Source organism: Paenibacillus sp. PvP094, from assembly GCF_040546835.1.
GTDB classification, from domain to species: Bacteria; Bacillota; Bacilli; order Paenibacillales; family Paenibacillaceae; genus Paenibacillus; species Paenibacillus illinoisensis.
On record NZ_JBEPOM010000001.1, the window covers coordinates 5,501,461 to 5,526,624 of the forward strand.

Annotated in this window: 23 protein-coding genes and 1 pseudogene; 10 read left to right on the forward strand and 14 right to left on the reverse strand. The window is 43.6% G+C overall.

Annotation, left to right across the window (positions count from 1 at the left end; all coding sequences use genetic code 11):
* Window positions 1-28 precede the first annotated feature (28 nt).
* Window positions 29-1,360 (forward strand): APC family permease, encoded by a 1,332-nt coding sequence (locus ABIC22_RS24960; RefSeq protein WP_354484597.1) that lies wholly within the window; start codon window positions 29-31, stop codon window positions 1,358-1,360.
* A gap of 141 nt (window positions 1,361-1,501) precedes the next feature.
* Here ABIC22_RS24960 and paiA read toward each other — a convergent pair whose 3' ends face one another.
* Entirely contained in the window at window positions 1,502-2,020 is a 519-nt protein-coding gene (gene paiA, locus ABIC22_RS24965) for a spermidine/spermine N(1)-acetyltransferase (protein WP_354484599.1), read from the reverse strand.
* 163 nt (window positions 2,021-2,183) lie between these two features.
* On the opposite strand from paiA, the gene ABIC22_RS24970 reads away from it, so the two are divergent.
* The 3 genes from ABIC22_RS24970 (at window position 2,184) to ABIC22_RS24980 (ending at window position 5,185) form a co-directional block, all read left to right on the forward strand.
* Window positions 2,184-2,804, forward strand: coding sequence for a YczE/YyaS/YitT family protein (locus ABIC22_RS24970; protein WP_354484601.1), 621 nt, complete (start codon window positions 2,184-2,186; stop codon window positions 2,802-2,804).
* A gap of 110 nt (window positions 2,805-2,914) precedes the next feature.
* Window positions 2,915-3,796, forward strand: a complete 882-nt coding sequence (locus tag ABIC22_RS24975; RefSeq protein WP_354484603.1) for a helix-turn-helix domain-containing protein — start codon at window positions 2,915-2,917, stop codon at window positions 3,794-3,796.
* Between the two features lie 108 nt (window positions 3,797-3,904).
* Window positions 3,905-5,185, forward strand: coding sequence for a glycoside hydrolase family 27 protein (locus tag ABIC22_RS24980; protein WP_354484605.1), 1,281 nt, complete (start codon window positions 3,905-3,907; stop codon window positions 5,183-5,185).
* Between the two features lie 550 nt (window positions 5,186-5,735).
* On the opposite strand, the gene ABIC22_RS24985 is transcribed toward ABIC22_RS24980, so the two are convergent.
* The gene (locus tag ABIC22_RS24985; RefSeq protein ID WP_127535750.1) at window positions 5,736-6,206 is read right to left on the reverse strand and encodes a GNAT family N-acetyltransferase; all 471 of its coding nucleotides are present in this window, start codon (window positions 6,204-6,206) and stop codon (window positions 5,736-5,738) included.
* Window positions 6,207-6,296: 90 nt separating this feature from the next.
* On the reverse strand, window positions 6,297-8,558 hold the full coding sequence (locus tag ABIC22_RS24990; protein ID WP_354484607.1) for an ATP-binding cassette domain-containing protein: 2,262 nt from the start codon (window positions 8,556-8,558) through the stop codon (window positions 6,297-6,299).
* A gap of 272 nt (window positions 8,559-8,830) precedes the next feature.
* Between ABIC22_RS24990 and ABIC22_RS24995 the strand changes: the two are divergent.
* Window positions 8,831-9,698: pseudogene (locus ABIC22_RS24995) on the forward strand (amino acid permease); the annotation flags it as partial.
* A 101-nt stretch (window positions 9,699-9,799) separates the two neighbouring features.
* Here ABIC22_RS24995 and csaA read toward each other — a convergent pair.
* Together csaA and ABIC22_RS25005 are read right to left on the reverse strand one after the other, a co-directional pair.
* Window positions 9,800-10,132: a chaperone CsaA gene (gene csaA, locus ABIC22_RS25000; RefSeq protein ID WP_354484609.1), complete on the reverse strand. Its 333-nt coding sequence runs from the start codon at window positions 10,130-10,132 to the stop codon at window positions 9,800-9,802.
* 43 nt (window positions 10,133-10,175) lie between these two features.
* Window positions 10,176-11,081, reverse strand: coding sequence for a DMT family transporter (locus ABIC22_RS25005; protein WP_354486086.1), 906 nt, complete (start codon window positions 11,079-11,081; stop codon window positions 10,176-10,178).
* Window positions 11,082-11,243: 162 nt separating this feature from the next.
* Between ABIC22_RS25005 and ABIC22_RS25010 the strand changes: the two genes are divergently transcribed.
* Window positions 11,244-12,128 carry an AraC family transcriptional regulator gene (locus ABIC22_RS25010; RefSeq protein ID WP_354484611.1) on the forward strand — a complete coding sequence of 295 codons (885 nt, stop codon included), beginning with the start codon at window positions 11,244-11,246 and terminating at the stop codon, window positions 12,126-12,128.
* Window positions 12,125-13,003 carry an aminoglycoside phosphotransferase family protein gene (locus ABIC22_RS25015; RefSeq protein WP_354484613.1) on the forward strand — a complete coding sequence of 293 codons (879 nt, stop codon included), beginning with the start codon at window positions 12,125-12,127 and terminating at the stop codon, window positions 13,001-13,003. The genes ABIC22_RS25010 and ABIC22_RS25015 overlap by 4 nt, the downstream gene beginning before the upstream one ends.
* Window positions 13,004-13,101: 98 nt before the next feature.
* Here ABIC22_RS25015 and nspC read toward each other — a convergent pair whose 3' ends face one another.
* The 6 genes from nspC to ABIC22_RS25045 form a co-directional block, all read right to left on the reverse strand.
* Entirely contained in the window at window positions 13,102-14,229 is a 1,128-nt protein-coding gene (gene nspC, locus ABIC22_RS25020; RefSeq protein ID WP_354484614.1) for a carboxynorspermidine decarboxylase, read from the reverse strand.
* Window position 14,230: 1 nt separating this feature from the next.
* Complete coding sequence (locus ABIC22_RS25025; RefSeq protein ID WP_127535759.1) at window positions 14,231-15,469, reverse strand: saccharopine dehydrogenase family protein; 1,239 nt, start codon at window positions 15,467-15,469, stop codon at window positions 14,231-14,233.
* A 939-nt stretch (window positions 15,470-16,408) separates the two neighbouring features.
* Window positions 16,409-16,759 (reverse strand): DUF3221 domain-containing protein, encoded by a 351-nt coding sequence (locus ABIC22_RS25030; RefSeq protein ID WP_354484616.1) that lies wholly within the window; start codon window positions 16,757-16,759, stop codon window positions 16,409-16,411.
* A gap of 118 nt (window positions 16,760-16,877) precedes the next feature.
* Window positions 16,878-17,591: an SDR family oxidoreductase gene (locus ABIC22_RS25035; protein WP_354484618.1), complete on the reverse strand. Its 714-nt coding sequence runs from the start codon at window positions 17,589-17,591 to the stop codon at window positions 16,878-16,880.
* A gap of 26 nt (window positions 17,592-17,617) precedes the next feature.
* Window positions 17,618-17,788 (reverse strand): NADPH-dependent FMN reductase family protein, encoded by a 171-nt coding sequence (locus ABIC22_RS25040; RefSeq protein ID WP_246058048.1) that lies wholly within the window; start codon window positions 17,786-17,788, stop codon window positions 17,618-17,620.
* A gap of 199 nt (window positions 17,789-17,987) precedes the next feature.
* Window positions 17,988-18,566, reverse strand: a complete 579-nt coding sequence (locus ABIC22_RS25045) for a TetR/AcrR family transcriptional regulator (protein ID WP_127535762.1) — start codon at window positions 18,564-18,566, stop codon at window positions 17,988-17,990.
* Between the two features lie 309 nt (window positions 18,567-18,875).
* On the opposite strand from ABIC22_RS25045, the gene ABIC22_RS25050 reads away from it, so the two are divergent.
* Window positions 18,876-19,427 (forward strand): alpha/beta fold hydrolase, encoded by a 552-nt coding sequence (locus ABIC22_RS25050; protein ID WP_354484620.1) that lies wholly within the window; start codon window positions 18,876-18,878, stop codon window positions 19,425-19,427.
* Window positions 19,428-20,194: 767 nt separating this feature from the next.
* On the opposite strand, the gene ABIC22_RS25055 is transcribed toward ABIC22_RS25050, so the two are convergent.
* Window positions 20,195-20,812, reverse strand: coding sequence for a hypothetical protein (locus tag ABIC22_RS25055; RefSeq protein WP_354484622.1), 618 nt, complete (start codon window positions 20,810-20,812; stop codon window positions 20,195-20,197).
* Between the two features lie 178 nt (window positions 20,813-20,990).
* A complete protein-coding gene (locus tag ABIC22_RS25060) occupies window positions 20,991-21,740 on the reverse strand; it encodes a gamma-glutamyl-gamma-aminobutyrate hydrolase family protein (RefSeq protein ID WP_354484623.1) in 750 nt (249 codons plus the stop codon).
* Between the two features lie 247 nt (window positions 21,741-21,987).
* Between ABIC22_RS25060 and ABIC22_RS25065 the strand changes: the two genes are divergently transcribed.
* Window positions 21,988-22,677 carry a DUF421 domain-containing protein gene (locus ABIC22_RS25065; RefSeq protein WP_354484625.1) on the forward strand — a complete coding sequence of 230 codons (690 nt, stop codon included), beginning with the start codon at window positions 21,988-21,990 and terminating at the stop codon, window positions 22,675-22,677.
* 84 nt (window positions 22,678-22,761) lie between these two features.
* Here the strand turns inward: ABIC22_RS25065 and ABIC22_RS25070 are convergent, their stop codons facing one another.
* A complete protein-coding gene (locus ABIC22_RS25070; RefSeq protein ID WP_354484627.1) occupies window positions 22,762-23,961 on the reverse strand; it encodes an MFS transporter in 1,200 nt (399 codons plus the stop codon).
* A gap of 234 nt (window positions 23,962-24,195) precedes the next feature.
* On the opposite strand from ABIC22_RS25070, the gene ABIC22_RS25075 reads away from it, so the two are divergent.
* On the forward strand, window positions 24,196-25,065 hold the full coding sequence (locus tag ABIC22_RS25075) for a helix-turn-helix domain-containing protein (protein ID WP_354484629.1): 870 nt from the start codon (window positions 24,196-24,198) through the stop codon (window positions 25,063-25,065).
* Window positions 25,066-25,164: the final 99 nt, after the last annotated feature.

Consider the following 25,164-nt stretch of genomic DNA (forward strand, 5'->3'; position numbering starts at 1 on the left):
CATTCTCGATTCTGAAGGAGGTTTTATAATGTCACAAAATATAACACTAAAAAGAAATCTCTCCTTGAGCCATGTGGTGACCTTGGGGCTGGCCTGGATGTCTCCCATGATTTTTTTCACAAGTTTCGGCGTGCTGCATGAGGGTTCACATGGTATGCTCCTGGCTGCCTATGTTCTTGCTTTTGTAGCCATTCTATTTACAGCTGGCAGCTACGGGCAGATGGCCAAAGCTTTTCCAGTGTCTGGTTCGGCGTATACCTATGTAAGCCAGGCCATGAATCCGTTTATCGGTTTTCTGGTGGGCTGGGTGATTCTGCTTGATTATCTGTTTTCCTGCATTGTAGCTGTCCTCATGTTTGGCATTAATCTACATGCTCAGTTTCCCTCCATCCCTTCTCCTGTCTGGATTGTGCTTCTAACCCTAATTGTGATGACTATCAACATCATCGGCATCAAAACGTCAGCAAACGTCAACAAAATCTTTGTTCTGATGCAGATCATTTTTATAGCAGGCTTCTGTGCATTTCTCGTATACAAAGCAGTGACACAAGGAGTATCCGCAGGATTTAATCCTCTTCATTCCGTAGATGGAGTTCCTTTCTCCGCCGTAATGGCGGGTGCATCTCTTGTTTGTTTCTCTTTCCTTGGTTTTGACTCCATTACAACGATGGCGGAAGAAACGCGAAAACCCGAAAAAACGATACCTCGGGCCATCCTCATTATCGTTAGCGTCGCCGGGATCATGTATTTTGCAACAGCATATTTAATTCAACAAATGTATCCCTCGTTCACTTTTACACATATGGACGCTGCAGGATTCGAATTAATGCAGGTTATAGGCGGAGGAACGCTTGCATCCATCTTCACCTTTGTCGTTATTTTCTCCGTTCTCGCACAGGGCATGTCCTCCATGACTACCGTTTCAAGGCTGCTGTTTGTCATGGGTAGATCCTCCTTGCTTCCTCGGAAATTCAGTTCTGTTCACCCCAAATTCCGTACACCTGTGTTCAACATTGTGCTGGTCAGCATCATCTCCCTGGCTGCCTTATTCATTAGTCTGGAGACCGCCATCATGTTTGTCAGTTTCGGTGCGCTAACGGCCTTCCTGTTCGTTAATCTTTCCGTCATCTGTCACTACATCATTCGCGAGAAAAAACGCAGTGTGCAGGACTGGATTGTGAGAATGGTCTTTCCCTTGTTAGGCGCCTTGTTCATTCTATATCTCATCACTCAACTTGAAGCTTCCTCTTTGCTTCTTGGTACGGGTTGGATCGCTCTTGGCCTCGTTCTGTATGTGAATCAACGAATGAGATCCTCTTATGTATCCAAGGCATTGCCAGAGATTGAAGAGGCCATGTGAGTGAAATCAATCATTCATTTATCAGTAAGCTTTCTCTCCCTGCGTGTACCATAAAAAAGAACCTGAATGCAGTATTCAGGTTCTTTTTTTCTGTACTCATCTTTTGATTTCACAATGCATGAACTGCGATGTATTGCTATGCTATACGAGAGTTTTACTCATCATAAAATCGGTCTGCTCTTCATCCCCCATATAAAAGGAATGGGCTCCTGTCTGGATAAATCCCATCTTGTAATAAAAATCAATGGCCTTCCTGTTTTTCTCCCATACCCCTAGCCAAACTTTGCTTTTGTTCTTGTCCATCGCTATTTCGATTGCTTTATTCAATAAATGCTTACCCAGCCCATGGTTTTGGAACTGGCTTCTAATATAGATCCTCTCAACCTCAAGGAACTCTTCCCCCATTTTCTCGGATTGTGCATCATCGACATTGACCTTTAAATAGCCAGCTAGTTCTTCGTTGAAATATACAAAATAAATGTCTGAAGATGGATTAGCCAACTCCCTTTCCAGTTGTTCCGAGTAGAATGCTTTTGCCAAATATGCCTCCATATTCTCAGGCGTATTCTGATCTTTAAATGTATCATGAAACGTGTCTATACTGATTTTTTGGAGTGTCTGCAGATCTTCACGACTGCACTTTGTAATTTTTATTGTCATGTTAAGATATCGCCCCTTTATGAAATAAACAGTTTTTTCGTAGTTCTATTTCCGCTTTGAACCCTCACTTTTTTGTTGCAAATGCAATAAAAAGTGGTTATATTAAACCTACTCCAAACATGTTGTATTTGCAACAAAAAAACATAAAAAGAGGTGGATTAAGTTGAAATATGTATTTTTTTGCGTTGGAATCTTGATATTGACTCTTGGTATCTCACTCACAATCCATTCCGATCTAGGGACATCCCCGTTTGACGCTCTTTTGGTAGGTTTATCTGTTCAGGTGGGGCTCTCTGTAGGCAGCTGGGAGATTATCATAGCGTTACTTCTGTTATGTTGTAATTCGCTCATACGGAGAAGCAGACCGGAAGTTTTAGGATTGTTGACCGCATTCGTTACGGGAATTGGCATCGATATTTGGCTATTTCTATTGCATAGCTGGACTGTACCTGAGTTATGGCTAACTAAATGGGCATACATGGTCATCGGCCTGATCCTCATCGGAATAGGAACTGCCACATACTTATTGACCCATTTTGCACCGATCCCTTTGGACCGATTAACATTAATTGTACAGGAACTTATGCGAACGAATCTCTTTGTAGCCAGAACGTGCATTTATCTTATTTTTCTTGGATTAGCGTTGATCCTAAAAGGACCCATCGGGATGGGAACGATCCTAACCGTTTGTTTAGGCGGATTCATATTGAATATCTTCATGCCTTTGACCAAAAGAATTTTGGAACGTTTCATCTATCAGTCCAGCTCATGGTCAGATTCATGAAATACTCCCGTGCGAACAGTAAACATAACAAACGGCCACGATTTTTATTATAATCATACTTATTCCACAAGCTAGATCGCATATATTCTTAGACCCATAAGGAGATATTCATGGACATACCAAAAGGTACATATGGCTTTCGATTCGTTGAAGATCCGGAACTGCAACTATGTATATTATATGCCGCAGGCTCTGATAGCATCAGCAATCCTTCCTATCATTGGGATGGATTGACACGAAGCGATGGGCCTCTCCTTCTTTTCCAGTACACGCTTTCTGGTCAGGGAGTATACGAATCAAGAGAACAGCAGCACCGTGTCTCTGCCGGACAGGCTTTTCTTGCCGAAATCCCTGGACCCCATCGCTACTACTATCACCCTGAATCCAGAGAACCGTGGGAATTTCTGTTTTTGCTTTTCCGGCCGAATCTAATTCTGCCTCACTGGCGTAAATTTTTGCGCGAAGCAGGGGAAGTCCCCTATCTCCCTGCAGACTGTGCACCAGTTAAGTTGTTGCGAATGATTGTAAATGATGCAGCAGCAGGCCGAATCTCCGATCCCTTGATCGCATCCTCTTCGGTATATCAATTCATGACGGAGCTGGCCAGATTACAGGTTACGACTCTGCGGAACAAGCATACATGGCCGGATAACGTCAAGCGTGCAGCTGAATTTATAGAGCAGCATTATTCACAAATGATTAGTATCGATCAGTTAGCCGAACATGTCTCTTTGTCCAAATATCATCTGATTCGGCGCTTCTCGGCCAGCACGGGACTTACTCCCGTAGCTTATTTAACTCGCATTCGCATTGATAAAGCCATGGAACTGCTTCGGGGAACCGAGCATAGCATTGACATGATTGCCGAGCGTATCGGGTATTCCAGCGGAAGTTATTTTATTAAAGCATTTCGTACCATGACCGGACTTACACCAGGGGAGTTCCGCAGCGGAGGCGAGAGCCTTGCTTATCGTAAACTGTTCTATGATTAACAGCAATATAGTACTATTCAGCTTCCAAGATTACCATAGATATTGCTAGTCTCCTTGATTAATATGAACTTAACCAGAGCAATAATTAATCAGTAAAGGAGATTTCCCATGAATCACAAGCATGCAGCACCCAAACCACCGCTTGGTTGGAACAGCTGGGATTGTTACGGTGCGGCCGTAACGGAAGAAGAAATTCGCGGGAACGCGGAATACATGGCTGAACATCTCAAACCCTTCGGCTGGAACTACATTACCGTCGACATCCAATGGTATGAACCTTATGCAAATTCCTCTCAATACCGGGCTTTTGTTCCTTTGGTGATGGACGAATATTCCCGGCTTATGCCTGCTGAGAACCGCTTTCCTTCTGCTGAAGGCGGTCAAGGATTCAAGCCATTAGCCGATTACGTACATAGTCTTGGATTAAAATTCGGCATTCACATTATGCGCGGGATTCCAAGGCAGGCTGCACATGCAGCTACCCCTATTCTGAATACCACCGTTACAGCACGTGATATTGCACATACCAATTCGATCTGTCCATGGAATACGGACATGTATGGTGTTGACGCATCGAAGGAAGGTGCGCAGGCCTATTACGACTCTCTTTTTGAACTCTACGCCGAATGGGGCGTGGACTTGGTCAAGGTAGACGACATCGCTGCATCCAGGCTGTATGATACCCATCAGCCTGAGATCGAGCTAATCTCCAAAGCCATCGAACGCTGCGGCCGGCCTATGGTACTGAGTCTCTCTCCTGGTCCAGCTCCTGTGGAATACTCCGCGTTCTTCGCTGAACATGCCAATATGTGGCGGGTCACGGATGACTTCTGGGATCAATGGCCTCTGCTGCTGGATATGTTTGATCGCTGCCGAACCTGGCAAGGTATCCCTGAGGCGGGATGCTGGCCGGACTGCGACATGCTCCCGCTCGGCCATATCGGCATCCGGTCCGTTGACGGAGGTGGCGCGGATCGCTGGACTCGTTTCACACGGGATGAGCAGCTGACCATGATGTCGCTCTGGAGCATCTTCCGCTCTCCGCTCATTTTCGGCGGTGAGCTTCGCGACTGTGACGAATGGACCCTATCCCTGTTAACCAACAAGGAAGTGCTGCGTTTGAATCAGGATAGCCATGGAGCCAAGGAAAGGCTGCGTCAAGGCAATCTCATTGTCTGGACAGCAGAAGCCGCTGATCAATCCCGTTATGCTGCATTATTCAATGTAGGTGATTCAGAGCTCCCGGTAAGTCTGTCTGTTGATGACATCGGTCTTACGGGCTTCACCTCGGGCACCGAGCTGTGGAATGAAACGCCAGCCGAACTTACTGAAGACGTTCTACAGATGAATATTCCTTCGCACGGCGTACGACTCTATCAATTCTATTGATCATGGGTTACCTGGTTTAGAGCATCTCCATACCTAAATGAGCCAGTCGCGTGAATTATTTTGGCAACTGGCTCAATTTAGTATTTTCATCAGTTTTTATTGCCCTATAGTTAGTTAATAAATTCTTATAAAACATCCTCTTACTATGTAGCAATTCTAGACTGACGCAGCTACTTTATTGACATGATAAGAGTTGCAGAGCCCTTTGCATTCGGGTTCACTGCAATCTACTCTCATTACTCCGTTTTTTGATCCAAGACCTCAACTATTCTTTCAAGCTTCATATAGATCGCACGCAAGTACACAACAATAAAGAGCAAACCCAAAATTAAGATGATAGCGAGCATATATTCCCTCCTCCATTAAATTCTTAATTATTAGTTACAAGCTCATGGATAAACCATTTCACACTCTGATTATACATAAAAAGGTAAATGTATGCAGGTAGCTATTGTTGACCTGCCTGCAGTGGTTTATAAAGATAAAAAACCGATAAACCCTATCCCTCAGAGTCTATCGGTAAAGCACATATCCGAGCTAATCAGATCACTTATAATGTTTTCAAATACCAAGTATCACATGCATAATGTTCAGATCCATTCAAGGGCTTGTCTAATGCAATAAATCCATTTTTGGCATAGAACTTGTTGGCTGCCGTCATATTGCTCAGGGTTTCCAGGTAACATTGTTCATAATGATCTTTCGCATAATCAAGGACAACCTGCAGTAATTCACTTGAGATCCCTGTACCTCTGGTTTCTTGGAATGCATACATCTTTTGCAGCTCACAAATCTGAGGATAACCGTCAATCGGACCAATACCGCAGCCCGCTACGACCACAGCATCTTGCTCAACTACCCAATATTTAGACCCCGCATTCTGGTACAGATTATAGAAGTCTCCCAAATGTGGATCTGTCCAGGCTGTCCCTGGTTTGTTCGCACCAAATTCGATCAAACACGTTCTGATCAGATGTTCCACCTGTTGATTATCTCTTTCTTCAATCTCTCTGATCAACATAGAAGTAAACCTCCGTAAGTATGTTTCTGTTCCATTAAGTAAACAGTCATTAGACGTTCTCAATCATATGGCTGGACAGCCAATAATGTTTCAATTCATAGACAAGTATCGCCCAGTAATCGACTGTTCTGCACGGATGATCTGTGAAGGAATACCTTCATATACAACTTGTCCCCCCTTGCTTCCTCCATCCGGTCCCATATCGATAATCCAATCGGCCTGGCTGATCACATCGAGATTATGCTCAATCACAATAACCGTGTTGCCTGCATCCACGAGACGGTTCATGATCTCCAGAAGATGACCGATATCCGACATATGAAGACCTGTCGTTGGTTCGTCCATTACATAAATACTACCTTTTTTGTGCAGTTCACTTGCGAGTTTGATTCTTTGGCATTCCCCGCCTGAGAGTGTGCTTAACGGCTGGCCAAGTGTAATATAGTTCAATCCGACATCGCTCATCGCCTGAAGCTTGCGTACCACTTCTTTTAATTGAAAAAACTCGAGTGCTTGCTCAACGGTCATCTCCAGCACTTCAGCAATCGACTTGCCACCAAGTTTGTATTCCAACACTTCGTCTTTGAACCTTCTGCCTTCGCATACATCGCATGGCAGCTTCACGCTGTCCAGAAAGGAAAGGTCTGTATATAAGACACCAAGTCCTTGGCAGTTGTCACACGCTCCCTTGGAATTGAAGCTGAACAAGCCCTGATTCACCTTATTTTCCTTGGCAAACGCTTTGCGCACGTCATCCATAATGCCCGTGTACGTTGCCGGGTTCGACCGTGTGGATACACCGACTGCTGACTGGTCGATTACTATTGCATCTGCATGCTGACTGAGAAACACCTCGTTGATAAGCGTACTTTTTCCCGATCCGGCAACACCTGTGACGACAGTAAGCACTCCGGTCGGAATATCAACACTTACATTCTGCAAGTTATGCAAAGTTGCATCTTTAATATGCAGTTTGCCAGATGGCTGCCTGCAGTCGTGTTTTAATTGCAAAGGCCGCTTCATGTGTCTGCCAGTCAGAGTGCCAGATTCCAGCAATCCACTGAAACTTCCTTCATATATAATGGTACCACCGCGTTTACCAGCGTAAGGTCCGACGTCCACGATATGGTCCGCAACCTTGATGACATCCGGATCGTGCTCAACAACAATCACGGTGTTACCTTTGTTGCGCAGCTTTTGAAGCAATTCATTCAATCGGTGTACGTCACGAGGGTGCAAGCCAACACTGGGCTCATCGAAGATATAGGTGACATCGACAAGGCTGCCGCTTAGGTGCTTCACCATTTTGACACGCTGCGACTCGCCGCCGGATAACGTATCTGTCTCACGATCCAATGTCAGGTAGTCCAGTCCGATATCCACTAGATGCTGCAGTCGTTCCAACAAAGACTTAATGATCGGTGCTGCAACTGCATCATTCATTTCCCGGATGGTGCGAATAAGCTGGCCCACTTCCATGGCAGACATCTCCGCAATATTCAGTCCATGAATTCTGCAACTGAGTGCTGCCTGACTAAGTCGCGCACCGTTACAGCTGGAGCAAGGACCTTCAGAGATAAACGGCATAACCGCTTTTTGAGTACGTTCCGATTTCGTCTTCACATCCTGCTTGATGTACTTGTTCGTGAATTTCTCAATAACACCTTCTACGGTAATATTCGTTGCTTTACCAGCGAAATCCATCTTTACTTTTCTTGCCTTACCATATAAAAGAAGGTCCAATTCCGCTTCCGAGTATTCACTTAACTTCTTATTGGGATCAAAGTCTCCTGATTGCAGCACCATGTTCCAATCCCAGCCATCCACGGCATAATCCGGGAGCATCAGCGCCCCTTCGTTTAGAGATTTCTCCATGTCCACAGCCTTGCTCATATCCACGCCAAGTCTGCGTCCGATTCCGTTGCACTCAGGACACATGCCTTGCGGATCATTAAACGAGAACATGTTTACTGGCCCGACATAAGGCTGTCCAACGCGAGAGAATAGAAGACGAAGGATAGGTGAAATATCGGTGATTGTTCCCATTGTGGAGTGAGATCCGCCGCCGAGCCGCTTCTGATCCACAATCACCGCCATGCTCAGATTTTCAATGGCATCGGTATCTGGCTGGGGAACACGAGGCAGAAACGTACGAACGAACATACTGAAGTTTTCGTTCAACAATCGAGTGGATTCTGCCGCAATTGTATCAAAGACAATCGATGACTTGCCGGATCCGGATACTCCGGTGAAGATCGTAATTTTACGCTTGGGGATGCGCAAAGAAACGTTCTTGAGGTTGTTCTCCCTTGCACCAGTGAGTACGATGTACTCCTGATTAGATTCGCTCATGCGTTAGAACCCTCCGATTTATTTATTCATAGAATACAGCCATAACTTGGACATTCAAGTTCAACTTTTATTGAGACGGATCCATCTTGATTTTCTATGGGGGTAGACGGTTGTGGGATTAGACACCATGTAATGACGTTTAGATTGTAAGACACCATTTAGAGCTGTGTCAACGAACCCGTATTCTTTTCCCGAAAAAGCGTACGTAACAAGTTGAGGCATATTTTATCTCCTATTGGTTCACCTTATCTGAGAAGAGAGGTGTACCTACTTTGACGGATTTAAGTTGTGCTGCACAAGATGCTTCCTCTTCATCTGAAGGTAAGGAGAAGGGAAACTTAAAATGGTGGCAGCTATCCCTGCTTGGCATCGGCTGTACGATTGGTACCGGATACTTTCTGGGTTCGGGAATAGGGATCAACAGACCGGACCTTCAATGGTGTTATCCTTTTTGATCGCCGCTCTGGGTACCTACATTGTGTTTCACTTCCTGGCCAAAATGACGACTGCAGATCCTCAGGAAGGTTCGTTCTGTTATTATGCAGGCAAAGCCTTTGGACGTTGGGCTCGCTTTGGCTGTGGATGGAACTATTGGAGTACCAAAATTTTAATTATGGGAAGCCAGCTGACGGCTTTGTCCATTCTCTCCCGATTTTGGTTTCCTAATGTTCCACTCTGGGTTTTTGCGGCGGGGTATGCCGTACTCTCCATTTTTGTTGTCCTACTTGGGACACAATGGTTTGACAAGATAGAGAATGTTCTCGCTGTGGTCAAAACCGCAGCTATTGTCATGTTTATTCTGCTAGTTGCAGCAGCACTATTAGGCTGGATCCATGGGGGAAGCAATGAACGGCCAGGCATGCCAAGTTCAGCCGCAGAACTGTTCCCAGGCAAGTTTCCAGCCTTCTGGTCTTCACTTCTCTACGCGTTTTATGCATATGGCGGTGTAGAGACCATTGGACTCATGTCCATCCAGTTACAGGATAAAAAGGATGCCCCAAAAGCCGGAAAGGTGATGTTAACCGGCCTTTCCATCCTTTACATGTTATCGATTGGCATGGCAGTGTTCATGGTGCACTATACGAAGATGAATGAAAGGAAAGCCCGTTTGTTACGGCTCTATCGTCGTATCATTTTTCACAGACAGATAAACATGTCTAGAAATAGCCTCTATATAACGTCGTTATTTGATGCTTCTACTTCGTACGATTTTTAGTTTGATCGATAAACCAAAAATCTTTTTACGCTATAGGTGTTCCTGGTGGTAATTCAGTATCCGGTTTTAACAACACGACATCCCCTTTTTCGGGTACCCCTCCTAGAACCAATACCTCCGACTTGAATCCGGCGATCCGGCGCGGAGGGAAATTAACAACAGCAATAACTTGTTTCCCTATGACCACTTCCGCTTCATATCTTTTCGTAATTTGTGCACTCGATTTCTTGATACCAATCTCTTCTCCAAAATCAATCTCCAGCTTGATCGCCGGCACTTTTGCCTCTGCAAAAAACTCAGCATGAAGTATTGTTCCAATGCGGATATCCAGCTTCATAAAATCATCAATGGTTGCCATGTATATAATCTCCTCATCTTTTGTTTTATTCCAATATCATACACTAAATCCATTCTTGTTTAGCTGCGAAATGACTTGAGGAGCGGATCCAAAAGTACATGCCCATGCCGAACAATGTAATCAATCCGCCTGTTAATTGAAATGCAGATATCGTTTCTCCCAAAAATAGATAAGCCAGAAGAATTGCCAGAACAGGTTCCCCAATAATCCCTACAGAAACTGTCGTAGCGCCGATCGTTTTTAATAGCAGGTTAAAAATATTCTGACCAAAAATGGTTGGAATTACGGCGAGCAACAAGAAATAGGTCCAATCCGAAGAGCGGTATCCCACTATAGGGATTTGATTGAACAAGCAATAAACCAGCATCACGGTCCCGCCCAGGAAAAAAACAAGGATACTATATAAATTCGAATCTATTTTACGACTGACCTTCTGTCCTGCAAGCATATAAGCAGAAACCAAAATGGTTCCCAACAAGGATAGTCCGTCTCCTAATATCGCCTCTCGCGAAATCCCCAGATCCCCCCAAGCTATAATGATTGAACCAATGAGGGCAGCAATTAAACTAAAGATCGTTAGCATGCTGTTTTGTTCTCTAAACATAAAATAAGAGCCCATCATTACGAATAAAGGCTGCAATGACAAGATGACCATAGAACTCGCCACCGAAGTATGGACCAAGGATTCCATCCAAAATAAAAAATGTAATCCAAGAAATAGCCCTGCTACCCCTACGGTAACCCAGTCTTTCTTGTTCATCTTAGAGATCAGAAGGGCTTTCCAGGGTACAAAAGGAAGCATAATGATTACGGATATGTACAATCTGTACATTCCAGCCACAGCGGTTGCCGTATCTGATGATTTGATCATAATCGATGAGATCGAAACAGACAGGATGCTGATCAAAAGCAATATATACGGATGGAGCGGTAACGACGATTGTTTCATTTTCACATGTAAATCCTCCAGGATGTTTTATCCAATCGTCTGTGCACAGGATGTATTGATAACCTTAAGATCTGATATAATAATATCACCGCTTATCGATCATTAGTGCAATAATATCTTTCATTTATATCGATATATCGTCAATTGAAAGGAATCAACTCCATGGAGAAACCCTTGCATGAGACCATCCAATATCCCGATACTTCCTTCCCTTATTTCATGTACACGCATACGGTCCACGATAGCATCCCTGAAGGAAGAGGGTTCAACGACCTGCATTGGCATGAAGATCTACAGATCACATTGGTTACCAAAGGAACACTGGTGATCCAGGTTAACGGGATGGATCATGAATTACATACAGGTCAGGCCATTCTGATCAATAAAAGCATTCTTCATGTTACGACCCATTTGACGCATAACGGACAGTATGTCAGTTTTAATTTTCCGGAGAAACTGCTGGCTTTCTACTCTGATAGTGCCATGGAGAAAAACTATGTCCTCCCCTATACCAACTCGTCCTTTGTATCCCTTGTAATCAAAGGCGAAGTTACATGGGAAATTCAAGTACTTGAAATGCTTTGGGATATGAAAACAAAATTTGAGATGACCAAACAATGGGGCTGGGAGTACGAGGTTTCCATTCAGACGGTACAGCTGTGGCTGACTATAATCTCCAATTTTTCGCTATCGACAGAGGAAGCATCAGTGAACGTGAAGCGTCAACAGGAGAGACTTCAATTCATGCTCAGTTTCATCCACCGTCATTATGCAGATCCGATTACATTACAAGAGATCGCCGATGCATCTCATCTGAGTGTTTCGGAATGCACCCGAAGTTTTAAGCGTACAATTCATATGACCCCTTATGCCTACTTGATTAAGTATCGAATTAAAAAAAGCTGTGAGTTATTAAGCTCGACCGACTATACTATAACGGAGATAGCCCATAGAGTGGGCTTCAATCATGTGAATCACTTTATTCAGTCTTTCAAAAAACAGCATCAACAAACACCTAACGACTTCCGCAGGGGGCGAGTGAAATGATTGAAATTACGACTGAACTGGTACGTCAGCTGATCCAGAGTCAATTTCCCGAGTGGAAACACCTAACCATAGCACCCGTGGACAAAAGTGGACACGATAATCGGACCTATCGATTAGGAAATGAGATGACTGTTCGTTTACCGAGTCATGAGCGATATGCCTCTGCTGTTCAAAAAGAATTGACGTGGCTGCCCATTTTCAAGCCTTATCTCTCCTTGCCGATTCCGGCACCGATTGCAAAAGGTGAGCCTACGGCAGCATATCCTCTTCCCTGGTCTGTTAACCAATGGATTGAAGGCAGCACAGTCACAGTTGAAAATATAACGGATCTGAACACATTTGCTGAGGATCTCGCTGGTTTTCTAATTGAACTGGAAGCGATTGATGCAAGCCAAGGTATTCCCGCAGGCATCCAAAATTTTCATCGCGGCGGAAACCTGGCTGTTTATGACCAGGACACCAGATCCGTCATTGACGTTTTACCCAGTCCGTACGATCCAAAGCTGTTATTGGAAATATGGGAGCTTGCCCTTGCCACAAAATATGATGCCACACCACTCTGGCTGCACGGTGACGTTGCTGTAGGAAATCTGCTCGTACAAGACGGCCGATTGTGCGGCATCATTGATTTCGGAACGATGGGCGTAGGTGATCCTTCCAGCGACCTGGTGATGGCATGGAACTTTTTTGATGATAGGAGTCGTGATATTTTCCTCCGCCGAATGAATGCTGACCAAGATATGATTAACCGTGCGAGAGGATGGGCATTATGGAAAGCACTTATCACTTATGCCTGCAATGAACCAGGTTCGGAGTCATCCAACTGGGGAAAACGGGTTATAGATGTGATCATCCGAGATTATAAATCACTATAGTTCATATCGTCCTTGTAGTACTCCTAAGATAAAACATAAAAACCGGATTCCTATTCGTGGAATCCGGTTTTATTATTAATGATATACATAATAGCTAACTAAGCCAGTCTCATTTTGAAATCCTGATATCCGAATTCACGGACAACTTCACAATCGCCATCTTTGCGTTTTACAGCGATGGCTGGCAATGGCATTCCGTTGAATGTATTCGTTTTGACCATGGAATAGATCGCCATATCTTCAAAGACCAGACGATCGCCTTCTTGCAAAGGCTCATCAAACGAATAATCTCCAATGACATCACCAGACAAACAAGTTTGACCGCCAAGACGGTACAGGTGAGGCTTCTCTCCTGCTTCTCCGGAGCCAACGAGCGGCGGACGATATGGCATTTCCAGTACGTCTGGCATGTGACAAGTGGCCGACGTATCCAGAATGGCAATATCCATTCCGTTTTTGTGGAAATCCAGCACAGAAGTCACCAGATAACCCGCGTTAAGCGCAACAGCTTCCCCTGGCTCCAGATAAACTTCCAGGCCATATTTGTCCTGCATGCGTTTGATGCATGCTTCCAGTCTTGGAATGTCATAATCCTCACGTGTAATGTGGTGTCCACCACCGAAGTTAATCCACTCCATTTGAGGCAGCCATTGTCCGAACTTCTCTTCCACTGCGTTCAGCGTCGTTTCCAGATCGTCGGAATTTTGTTGACATAGTGTATGGAAATGCAAACCGGAGACGCCTTCCAGCAGCTCTGCACGGAAATCCTCCTGTTTGGCACCGAAACGTGAACCTGGAGAGCACGGATCATAAATCTCGTGCCCTTCTTGGGTCGAACATTCAGGATTGATACGCAAGCCAATCTTGCGGCCAGCCTGAAGTGCTTTATCCTTAAATTTCGCAAGCTGCGAAAAAGAGTTGAAAATAATGTGATCGCAGATTGAAATAATCTCATCGATCTCGTCTTCACGGTAGGCTGGTGCAAATACATGATTCTCTTTGCCCATTTCCTCGTGGCCCAGACGGGCTTCATATAACCCGCTTGCCGTTGCCCCGCTCAAATATTGTCCGATTAGTGGATACATCGCTGTCATGGAAAATGCCTTTTGAGCCAGCACGATTTTGGCACCTGTACGCTGCATGACACCGTTAAGGATCTTCACATTTTTCTCAATAAGCGCCTCATCAACAACAAAGCATGGTGTCGGTAATTGCTCAAACCGCATCTTAACGAACGAGCTCCGATTCTTTCACTTCTTCTGGCAGTTCGTCAACAAGAACCGGGTTGAAGTCTTCTACCCATGGAAGTCCCCATTTGTTCAGCTCTTCCATGAACGGATCCGGGTTGAACTCTTCCACGTTGTATACGCCTGGTTTATTCCATTTGCCTGTCATAACCATAGCTGCGCCGATCATTGCTGGAACGCCTGTTGTATACGAGATAGCTTGGGAACCAACCTCTTTGTAGCACTCTTGGTGATCACAGATGTTGTAAACGTAGTACGTTTTGTCCTTGCCGTCTTTTTTGCCTTTGAAAATGCAGCCGATGTTCGTTTTGCCCACAGTACGTGGTCCAAGGGATGCCGGGTCAGGCAGTACCGCCTTCAGGAACTGCAGCGGGATGATTTGTTTGCCTTCGAATTCGATAGGTTCGATGGAAGTCATGCCCACATTCTCAAGTGCTTTCAGGTGAGTCAGGTAGCTTTGGCCAAATGTCATGAAGAAACGAATCCGTTTCAAGCCAGGAATGTTTTTCGCCAAAGATTCCAGCTCTTCATGGTACAACAGGTACATGTCTTTTTCGCCAACTTCTTTGAAGTCGTAGACACGTTTGATTTCCATCGGTTTAGTTTCGATCCATTCACCATTTTCCCAGTATCTTCCGTTTGCCGAAACTTCGCGGATGTTGATTTCCGGGTTAAAGTTGGTTGCGAACGGATAGCCGTGATCGCCGCCGTTGCAGTCCAGGATGTCGATGTACTCGATTTCGTCAAAGTAGTGCTTCAGGGCATAGGCAGAGAATACCCCAGTTACGCCTGGGTCAAAACCGCTGCCCAGCAGTGCAGTGATTCCTGCTTTTTCAAAACGCTCTTTGTAATCCCATTGCCAGCTGTATTCGAATTTTGCAGTATCTTCTGGCTCATAGTTAGCTGTATCCATGTAGTGCGTTTTGGTTGCAAGGCACGCATCCATGATCGTCAGATCTTGATAAGGCAAAGCCAGGTTCATAACGATATCCGGTTTAACTTCGTTGATCAAAGCAATCAATTCGTCTACATTATCCGCGTCCACTTGTGCTGTAGTGATTTTTGTTTTGCCACCGTCCAGCTTCGCTTTGAGATCATCACATTTGGATTTGGTACGACTCGCAATACAGATTTCCTCAAAAACTTCGCTATTTTGAACGCATTTGTGTACTGCCACAGAAGCCACGCCGCCGGCGCCGATGATTAGTGCTTTTCCCATTTTTACATTCTCCTATCCCATATGTAGATTTTTTTGGTTTTTGATTCAAATGTCCGTTTCAAGGTCTTCTCATTGTTCAACTTCCGTCAATTCCTGACAACAAAAAAAGCAAGGTGAATAAATGCCGCAACCCGCGCATCATCACACTTGCTTGTCGATATACATCGTGAAAAAACGTAAAGTCTCCATAACCAAAAAAGTTCAAAGAACTCCTCTGGTGGAAAGCTCCCTCATGTATATCAATATCAGATCAGAGTCTATATAGCAAATAATTCGCCTTTACCACTCTTATTGACCGTTTCACAAGTTGATGTGCAATTGCACTGGTTGTAAAGTAACCAACTTATAAAATTTGAGCTTTTAACTCAATCAATAAGGCAACATAAGTTGCCAATCGGCGTTTGACCCGGCTGTCCGTATGGCCTTGACTCCCTCATGGAAGTGGTCAAAAATTATCTGCTGGAAAGTGCTCGTTCCAATTGATATAACTGCTTTCCAAAATCACAGGTTAAACAATAACAAACACTTTTAAAAAAATCAAGGGATAACTCAAAAAAACTTTTTTCCTCATTCTGGTCCAGACATTCCTTTAATCAGATATAGCTTTTCCGTTTAGCTTTCCGAGCTGGTTCATGACATTCATTATGGTTTCACTTCTGCTCCGATGCTTACTTGTAGTTTGCACAATGTAACAGTAACATATGAGTGATCATCTTTTTCACTGAGGAAAGAACATTTTTATAAGGTCACGAACCATTTTCGCAAGAATTGCAAGTCCTTTCTGCATTCCCAGATACAATAAGTTATTTATGGAATCAAGATTATCAACAGACATTAGTATAGTTACTAAAGTTATTGAAACTTTACACCTTTACCCATTTATATTGTTCTCCCTTTTCTTTGTACTTATTTACTTTAGGATTCATTGAAGATTATGGTTCATTCTTCTCTCTCAATCTTGCCCGCTATAATCTGAGGTGGATCAGATTGTCTGACATGATAGAACCCCTCTTCATTCACTTTGGGAGTAATTTTAACTTTGTCCCCTACTTCTAGCTGCTCAAGGAGCTCAGAATCTTCAACAAAATAATGGATTAGGGTGACCTTTTTTTCTCTAAGATCGCCAAAAGGTTGATTCGCATCTTCTCTAGATATATTTTCCGCTACAAGAATTCGATCTTCTTCCTTCTGAAGGATGTAATCCCCAACTTCACTTGTCGAGAATACTTGGCATCCATTAAGAGTACATAGAAGAACGAGTAGCGTCACACCTATGACCGATTTTCTCAATTATATTCCTCCTCACAACACAGCTACCTCCTATATTAGACGTTTGGATTAAAACGTTTGTTGCTTCTTCATCTAACATCCATCAACAAAAAAAGCCGCAATATGCGGCTTTAATGAGTTACCAAGGAAGCTGACTATCCATATAGTAGAAGCTGCCTGTTGGACCGTCTTCAGACAAGGTAGCCAGACGCACAGCCGTTTTGGCACCTTCCTCTGGGGATAGCTCTGCCTTTTCACCGCCCATTTGTGTTTTAACCAAACCGGGATGTACGGAATTCACTTTAAGATTCGTTACTTGCGCTTTTTGAGCCCAATATGCTGTCAGCATGTTTAATGCTGCCTTGGATGCAGAATATGCAGGTGTGGCAATCCGCTGCGCAAGCTCATTGGTCAGCAGAAATTGTATGGAACCGAGAGCACTGCTCTGATTAACAATTCGACCAGCCTCACTTTTCAGAAGCAGAGGCATTAATGATTCTGTGAGATGATAAGGACCGAATGTATTGACCTCAAACGTATCACGCAGTGCATCGCCTTCGTAATCCTCTTTTTCAGCCCACACCCCTGCATTATTGACCAGGATATCCAATCGACCATACGTGTCACTAATCCATCTGGTTACCTTCGCAATATGCTCCGGGTTTGTCACATTCAGCTCCACACCCACGGCTTCGATGCCTTTCTTGCTTAGTTGGTTTGCTGTTTCATCAGCTATTGCTTGATTGCGTGCGGCTACCAAAACCGTAATGCCTAATTCCCCGAGCTGTCTTGCAACCTCATACCCAATTCCTTTATTTGCTCCAGTTATCAATGCAATTTTATTGTTTGTCATTTTTTGTTCCTCCTCAGATTTTATGATTATTTGTTAATGGTGATCAAACCTGATGTTTGCACATGTTTTACACTTCTTAGATGATCCACGTAAGCCTCTTGGCTAATGGCGATCTGCTCATCCGTGATATGATTGGTGTTATGGATAGCAACTGGCGGCAGATAATGGGCACCGACGTAGTTGGCGAGCGCCTCCATTGGTTTTGCAATATCCCGAATTGTAAACAGAATTAAACACTCCTTAATTTTTATATGAGAATGATCGTTCTAAAAACGGTGCACAAGAATGCTCTGTATTTGGTTAAGGCAGGAGCTGGCTCCTGCACTTAACTATCCGCCATTGCTTTTATTGAGTATGACCATTCTAAATATCACGTCAAGACGACACCACTTCATCTTATTTTTCTAACAAAAGCATGCTCATTGTGGAAATACGCTCTAGCTTTTCCTTAGGCACTGATGTCCGGGCCATTACCCTGATCCCGATTAAAGCATTATGCAAGTACTCCGCTAATTCTTGCGCGCCATACTGGCTTGAGAACTCCCCATTTTCTTGCCCCCAGGTGACGATCTCCACAAGAAGATGCTCCATTTTTTCAAAGGCCCCAACCGCTTTGGCATCTACAGCTTCATCCCGGCAAGCCATTTCCACTGCAGAATTGACAAACATGCATCCAGATGGCTCGCCCTCTTCAGTGCTGCTCATATAATCAAAGATAAAATGAAGAGCTTCCTTGGCTGTTTTGGCTTGCTTGACGCCTGCTGACATTTTGGCATCGGTACGATTACCGAACCGTTCCATTGCTTTGAAGAACAAGGTACGTTTATCGGTGAACGTATCATAAATGCTTCTGCGATGAATACCCATGTGCTCAACGAGATCACTCATTGACGTTTTCTCATATCCCTGCTCCCAGAACAGCTTCATGGCTTTATCTAAAACTTCATTTTCCTCAAATTCTTTGCTTCTCGCCATCTCAGGTTCCCCCCTTCACCAATTGTAATGTGTTTATAACGATTTAAAGAATATTCTACAGATGCTCATAGGTTTTTTCCTGTAAAATCATCCTAACAGAATGAGAACGATCAGTAAAGAATTATTTTTACCAATCGTTCTCATATTTCGTTTTCGCTTATTCCCTTGTCTTTTCAAGCCATTTATAGATTAATCGCCCTGATCACAATTTCATTTATTTGCTGCTCATTAACATTCATGAAGATGTTACTTTATGGTTTGCCCAAACAGACATGCGTTTAATAGTGATCAAAACTAGCATCTCGGTATATGTCACGTCATAACGGCCACGGTATTAAGAGACTTCTTCTGGCAGGAGCAGCTACTCCCGTTTTTACCCGCCGGTCTGGTATGGAGTATGGGATGGAGCCTGACGAAGTAACAGCGCAGTTAATACATGCTACCTATGAGAACAGACCTGCCATGCTCAACAAATTCGGTTTGAAATTTACCAAAACAAAATCAAATCCGGGTATGCTGGTGTGGCTGGAATCGCTCTGTTATCAGGCATCACATCATGGTACGATTAAAGCTGCGGCTTCATTACGAGATGAGGATCTTCGTGAAGACCTGGCTGCAATACAAATCCCAACGGTTGTGTTCCACGGACAAAAAGACAAAATTGTTGAGCCTGAGTTGGGAGAACTAACCTCACAGAGCATTGCGGGTTCCCGCATCGTGAGATTTGAAGATAGTGGTCATGCCATGCTATTCGATGAACCGGAGAAATTCAACGAAGAATTGTTAACCTTCCTTGATGGAATGAAAATGGAGTATGATCTGTTGAATTCTGTAGAACCGCAGCGCAGCTTGTATCGATGACATCGAAGGAGCCTCATTTAGAACCTTTTGGTTGAGTACAACCAAGGGGTTCTTTCTTTTTCTAATGTATGGCTATACAAAGCTTAACTCTTATCACATGATTAATTCATTATTACTACATAGATGATAGCTGATTTTTTTCCACATTAATTTCAGAGGATTCAACTGCGAATCATTCAACTTCTCAGAAAAAGTGCTTGTGTTTTTCTTAAGGATCGTGAATTTTTTTAAACAACGAGGGTGAGTAGATATGAACACTTAGGAAGGTAGAATCAAAGTACGTAGAAAGCTTTTTCTATTGTGAATTTTTCATATGTTTAAATATTGTAATTAGGGATAAATTTAAACCTTTACTTCGTGGTTTCAAACCTTTTGCCATGAATTTAGTTCATTCATTGAAATAGTTGATTGTTCGAAAAAATTAGAAATTGGAGGCTCTCTCTAATGAATAGACGTTATTATGGCATTTTATCTGTTGTGATGACTGGCTCTTGCTTCAATCTGCTTGTACAGCATCCGATAGAGAATCGATGAATGAAATTAACCAAACAAATCATTCAAGCAGCAAGCCATAACGTATTTCTTCACAAAGAACAAAGAAGGTAATTGGCTTATCGAAAACATTGATTAGATTAGCACTTGATTAGGAAGTTCATATAAATTTGAATAAAAACATGAAGCAACTGCCACTGCAGCTGCTTCATGTCCGAAATGAACTTTAATTTGTTAAAATAATTTATATTCAAACGCTACCTTTTCACAGTCTTCTATTCGTCAAAGCGCAAAGTGAACACAAGAGCCCATTCGGTTTTGCTTAAACTTTCCTCTGAGAAGTCTCCTGCGAATACCTGGTTTGAACTTGTTGCGTGCATAGCAAACGTATGAACTGGATGATTTGGTGTAAAGGTTAAAGTTTCGGTGTTTTGAATCAATCCTCGTCCTTTCAACTCCGAATTCCAAGGAAGCGTAAACGTAGCTAAGCCTGACCCTGTACTGATTTTAACAATGCATACTTCTTTGTCTTCTTCTGTTCTTACCGTATCGATTGATATAATGACTTCAATTTCATTACTCTTATTCTCCTGCCCTTCCGGACTGAAGAACAGGTCCCCTAGAGATCCCGCAGAATCTACCTTCACTCCATTCTCCCATATATCCATATCCAAATTAGCGCTCGGTTTCACTCCCTCGTATCTTAACTTAAATGCACCAGACATGGTGCCGAGGAAAGGTATCAATTTTGCCGTTTCTCCTTGAGCCAGATCCACCGGAGTTAATTTGATGCTGTCAGTTATCGATTGGTCAGGTTTAATAGCCTCTGCGCTTTCTGCTGAACAGCCTGTTAGTACAAACAAGAAGAGAATTATGTAATGTCTTATTCGCAAATTTTTCACCTCCAATCTGGATAAAGATCAAAGTTCAAGGCGCTTGTTTTATTGTATCATACATTTTTTACATATTTATCTATAATCATGAATCAGCACCTTCCATAATGTATATACCTGGGTATCCCTATAAAATATAAAAGCAGCCGATCGCACGGATCGACTGCTTTTACTATTTTTATGCTGTTATCTCGTCGATATTGATATCATAGCCAACGAATGTACAAGAACGAACAAAGGCTGAAAATAACTTTTGGCTAGATGAATCTACTGCGTAGCTGTATTCCGGATGCCATTGCACTGCCAGTACAAATTTTTGGTTGGGCATAACCACAGATTCAACAATTCCATCCTCAGCGACTGCAGCTGCTTGTAACTTATCCGAGAGCGTCTTAATTCCTTGATGATGGTAACTGTTCACTTTCATCGTATCTGCTTGAATAATGTCATGCAGCAAATTACCTTTTTCAATATGTACATCGTGTACCAGATTCGTATAGGGTGGGCTTTGCTTATGATTAACGGTATTGCTTACTTGAAGCTGTGTAGGAATATCCTGATACAAAGATCCACCCAGTATCACGTTAAACAGCTGTAATCCCCGGCATATGCCGAAGGCGGGCTTATCAAGTTCGATTACTTTCTGAAATAGCAAGGACTCCATCATATCGCGTTCCATACATAACTCCCCGCAGGTATCCTCTGCATTTTCATGATAAAGCTCCGGATTAATGTCATGTCCGCCCGTGAACAAGAACCCATCAAACTTATTCGCCAAAGTTGCAACTATTTCGAGATTCGTTGTCATCGGCAGCATCACTGGAATTCCGCCTGCACTCTCGATTGCGTCCATATAATCTGGAAGCATCCAGTAACTTTTTTTGTTGGAATCATACAGCGGCAGGACTCCGATCATGGGCTTCTTCATTGGTTTACCTCCTAATGGGGTCATTTTCATGTTAATCGCTATGTGAGAAAACGTAAATCTTTTCATTCATTTTATCATTTCTCCTGATATACAAACTCACCAAATTATTGCATTTTCCTACCCTTTGCCTATCTTAATCCTGCACACCTTATACAGATTTAGTTTCACTGGTAAACAATCCAATATGTTATTTATAGAATATCCCGGGTAATGATTAATCAAGATTCCGAACTTGGGAGGGATAGGCATGTTCTTGGAGTTAAGCATCAAACTAGTCATTAGCTTTTTCGGCCTGTGGGCCATCGCCTTTATTACCGGCAGAAAAACGCTAAGCCAACTTACACCGCTCGATTTCCTATCCTCGTTGGTGCTCAGTGAGATTGTGGGAAATACGCTGTATGATGATGAGATCAAGGTATCTCATCTATTATTCGCATTAGCACTCTGGACTGCACTCTCCTACCTTTTCGAGAAAGCCACAACAAGATTTGTGAAGTTCGGATATGTCGCGGAAGGACGAGTCGTGCTCTTAATTGATAATGGTGAAGTCAATCAAGGCTTGTTAAAAAAATACGATATTGAATTTAAGCAGCTGCTTTCCATGCTTCGTAAACAGAATGTATTTTCTATTCAGGAAGTGAAATACGCCATCCTCGAAACGGATGGATCGTTATCCGTGCTTCGCAAGCCCGAGTACGAACCACCTACCGCAGAAGATATGGGTATGGAAACATCACCTGATCGTTTTGCGGTAACCGTAATTGATAAAGGAGAGCTGCTTAAGAAGTCCATGAAAGGTAAAAATATCGATATGGAGATGGTCAGGGTAGAAATTCAGAAGCAAGGCTATGACAATATAAAGGATATCGCCTATGCAGAATATGGTGACGACGGAGAACTATACATTATTCCGAAAAGTAAAAACGGAAAAGGTTAATTCAAGCAATCTTTGGTCCATTATAAATAAAAAGACCAGGTAAATGGTACGCCCATTACCTGGTCTTATTTGGTACTCGTGGATCTACGCAGCGTTTGAAGTGGTCGCTTCATCCGCATTCAATTGAATGGCACGCTGGCATATTCTTGTAATTGCAAAGGCCAGCAAAGCTAATACCACGGCTACCGGCGGCACCCATGCCACACCGCCAAGGTTAACGGCAAGTCCACCGACCCCAGAACCGAGAGCAATGCCCACATTGGCCGCCACAGGCAGCAGTGTGGATGCAAAAGCTTTGGATTCCGGTGCAATCGTTCCAGATACATCAAACAGATATAACTGAGATGCTGCACTCATGGACGAAGACAAACAGCCGATCAGAAGCAGGAACGTCAAACCAAGCCAGAGATTGGATACAGCGAAACTCAGTCCGAGGAAAATAACCGCTTGAATGACGAAAAGCCACTTAAGTTTGGGTAGAAAATCACCCTTTGCTATTTTGGCACCGATCCAATTGCTCAGAATACTGCATGCCCCATAGATCAGGAGTATAGCGCTAATCCAACGTACGGGCACCCCCATAGACTCGCTAAGGAGCGGTGTAATATAAGTGAAAGTGACGAAGATACAGCTGTTGCCCAGCACGGGGATTAGGCAGGCTAACAAAATGCGAGGCTTCATAAAGAGAGCCATCTGATCACCAAATGAACCAGTAACGGTAGTCGTGCGACGTGGTAGGATTCGGAACATGAATACAAACGGCACGACACCGATGCAAGCAGTAACTACGAATGTCATGGACCAGGACAGATGCTGTCCAATAAAAGTACCAAGCGGCACACCTAGAACATTCGCGATGGAAAACCCGCCCAAAATCCAAGCGATAGCTTCCCCTCTCCGCTCCCGATGAACGGCGTCGTTTGCGATAGAGATCGAAAGCGATATCGTAAGTCCGCAAGCAACGGCCGAAACGATGCGAATAGCCATCAAGGAAGGGAACGTTGTTGAGAACACGGTTAATACATTCAACACAAGCACAATGGCGAATCCAATTAAGATGGAGCTTCTTCTGGATATTTTGGCCAAGGATGCCACGGCGAATGGTGTCCCCACGGCATAAGCAATAGCGAATCCGGACACTAGGGCACCTGCAGCAGCGAGAGATACTTTCATATAACTCTCAATTTCTTTCAACACACCCACAATGACATACTCGGTTGTTCCGAGTACAAAGCTGACGAGCGTAAGCGTTAAAATAAGTAGATTTTCTCTAGTTCTGGTCATCAATTTAATTTCACTAATCCTTTCTAATGTTGCAAGCGCTTCAATTCTTAAGACAGCTCTTACGCTATGTATTTTCTGCTTTCCCATCCCTTCGATTTCGATATATAGTACATATTGGATAGTGAAATTGTACTGTCAGACGTGTCAGACGACAATCAAGGTTGTTGTGGATTTGATTCAAAACATGATGTATGTTGTCATTTTTCATCATAGAACCTCGAAGGGAAGACATAGATGGATACACGCCACGAACAAGGCCAACGATATGAAGATCAGGATTGTATCATTATTTATGTCGGGAAGCTGGCCGGCAATCCCCAGTGGAGTTTTCCGACGCATAAGCATGACGATCTGCACGAGATTATTTATGTTAATGAAGGCAAAGGATCATTCACCATTGATGGTGCGAAGCACTGGGCCCAAAAGGGAGACCTGCTCATATACAATAGAGGAACACTTCACGAAGAAAAGTCTGATCCGGAATATCCGTTATCCACCTTTTATTGTGGCTTTCGTTTCAGAGAGGATATTCAGAGCGACGCCGATTGGGTCGTACCTCCAGGTAGTGAACCAATCATTCGCGCAAACCGGTATTCGGAAGAGCTGCATTCGTTAATGCAGACCTTATTCAGTGAATTCTCCATTCGTGAGGATGGATACGAGCGCATCTCCCAGCATGTGTTGAAAGCCGTACTACTGATCATCGAACGTATGTCCGGCCTTCAACAGTCTTCTGGACAGATTATACGGAGCAACACCCTTGCTGAGAGTATTAAGGACTATCTGGATACCAACTACCGGCAAAACATTAAACTGAAGGAACTCGCTGAACAGTTTCATATCGATTTTTATTACCTCATTCATATGTATAAAAATCGCTACGGCACCTCCCCCTATCATTACTTGATCCAACGACGAATGGGTGAAGCAACCCGGCTATTAGTCTCGACCAAGAAGAAAATATGGGAGATTTCCAAGCTGGTTGGGTATGATAACCCCAATTACTTCACCATTCTTTTTACCAAAACGGTCGGTGAATCGCCGCGAAGCTTTCGCAAGCGAAATCAAAAAGATATGTTCGGGGATACTGCCTCCCATTTATAAAAGAGATATCTCCCTGATCTAGTCAACCCTTAACACACCATCACGGCTACTAAGATAACATGCAATAAGACGCTCCTGATAAGGAGCGCCTTTGTCATT

Bases quoted from the DNA above. Each gene is read 5' to 3' on its own strand.
- ABIC22_RS25045 (WP_127535762.1), bottom strand. From the start codon at position 18,566: ATGGCGAGAAGCAAAGAATTTGAGGAAAATGAAGTTTTAGATAAAGCC.
- ABIC22_RS25035 (WP_354484618.1), bottom strand. From the start codon at position 17,591: ATGACAAACAATAAAATTGCATTGATAACTGGAGCAAATAAAGGAATT.
- ABIC22_RS25060 (WP_354484623.1), bottom strand. From the start codon at position 21,740: ATGAAGAAGCCCATGATCGGAGTCCTGCCGCTGTATGATTCCAACAAA.
- ABIC22_RS24985 (WP_127535750.1), bottom strand. From the start codon at position 6,206: ATGTTGATCAGAGAGATTGAAGAAAGAGATAATCAACAGGTGGAACAT.
- ABIC22_RS24960 (WP_354484597.1), top strand. From the start codon at position 29: ATGTCACAAAATATAACACTAAAAAGAAATCTCTCCTTGAGCCATGTG.
- ABIC22_RS25040 (WP_246058048.1), bottom strand. From the start codon at position 17,788: ATGGAGGCGCTCGCCAACTACGTCGGTGCCCATTATCTGCCGCCAGTT.
- ABIC22_RS25065 (WP_354484625.1), top strand. From the start codon at position 21,988: ATGTTCTTGGAGTTAAGCATCAAACTAGTCATTAGCTTTTTCGGCCTG.
- ABIC22_RS25025 (WP_127535759.1), bottom strand. From the start codon at position 15,469: ATGGGAAAAGCACTAATCATCGGCGCCGGCGGCGTGGCTTCTGTGGCA.
- nspC (WP_354484614.1), bottom strand. From the start codon at position 14,229: ATGCGGTTTGAGCAATTACCGACACCATGCTTTGTTGTTGATGAGGCG.
- ABIC22_RS25075 (WP_354484629.1), top strand. From the start codon at position 24,196: ATGGATACACGCCACGAACAAGGCCAACGATATGAAGATCAGGATTGT.
- ABIC22_RS25005 (WP_354486086.1), bottom strand. From the start codon at position 11,081: ATGAAACAATCGTCGTTACCGCTCCATCCGTATATATTGCTTTTGATC.
- ABIC22_RS25050 (WP_354484620.1), top strand. From the start codon at position 18,876: ATGTCACGTCATAACGGCCACGGTATTAAGAGACTTCTTCTGGCAGGA.
- ABIC22_RS25015 (WP_354484613.1), top strand. From the start codon at position 12,125: ATGATTGAAATTACGACTGAACTGGTACGTCAGCTGATCCAGAGTCAA.
- ABIC22_RS24990 (WP_354484607.1), bottom strand. From the start codon at position 8,558: ATGAGCGAATCTAATCAGGAGTACATCGTACTCACTGGTGCAAGGGAG.
- ABIC22_RS24980 (WP_354484605.1), top strand. From the start codon at position 3,905: ATGAATCACAAGCATGCAGCACCCAAACCACCGCTTGGTTGGAACAGC.
- paiA (WP_354484599.1), bottom strand. From the start codon at position 2,020: ATGACAATAAAAATTACAAAGTGCAGTCGTGAAGATCTGCAGACACTC.
- ABIC22_RS24975 (WP_354484603.1), top strand. From the start codon at position 2,915: ATGGACATACCAAAAGGTACATATGGCTTTCGATTCGTTGAAGATCCG.
- ABIC22_RS25010 (WP_354484611.1), top strand. From the start codon at position 11,244: ATGGAGAAACCCTTGCATGAGACCATCCAATATCCCGATACTTCCTTC.
- csaA (WP_354484609.1), bottom strand. From the start codon at position 10,132: ATGGCAACCATTGATGATTTTATGAAGCTGGATATCCGCATTGGAACA.
- ABIC22_RS25070 (WP_354484627.1), bottom strand. From the start codon at position 23,961: ATGACCAGAACTAGAGAAAATCTACTTATTTTAACGCTTACGCTCGTC.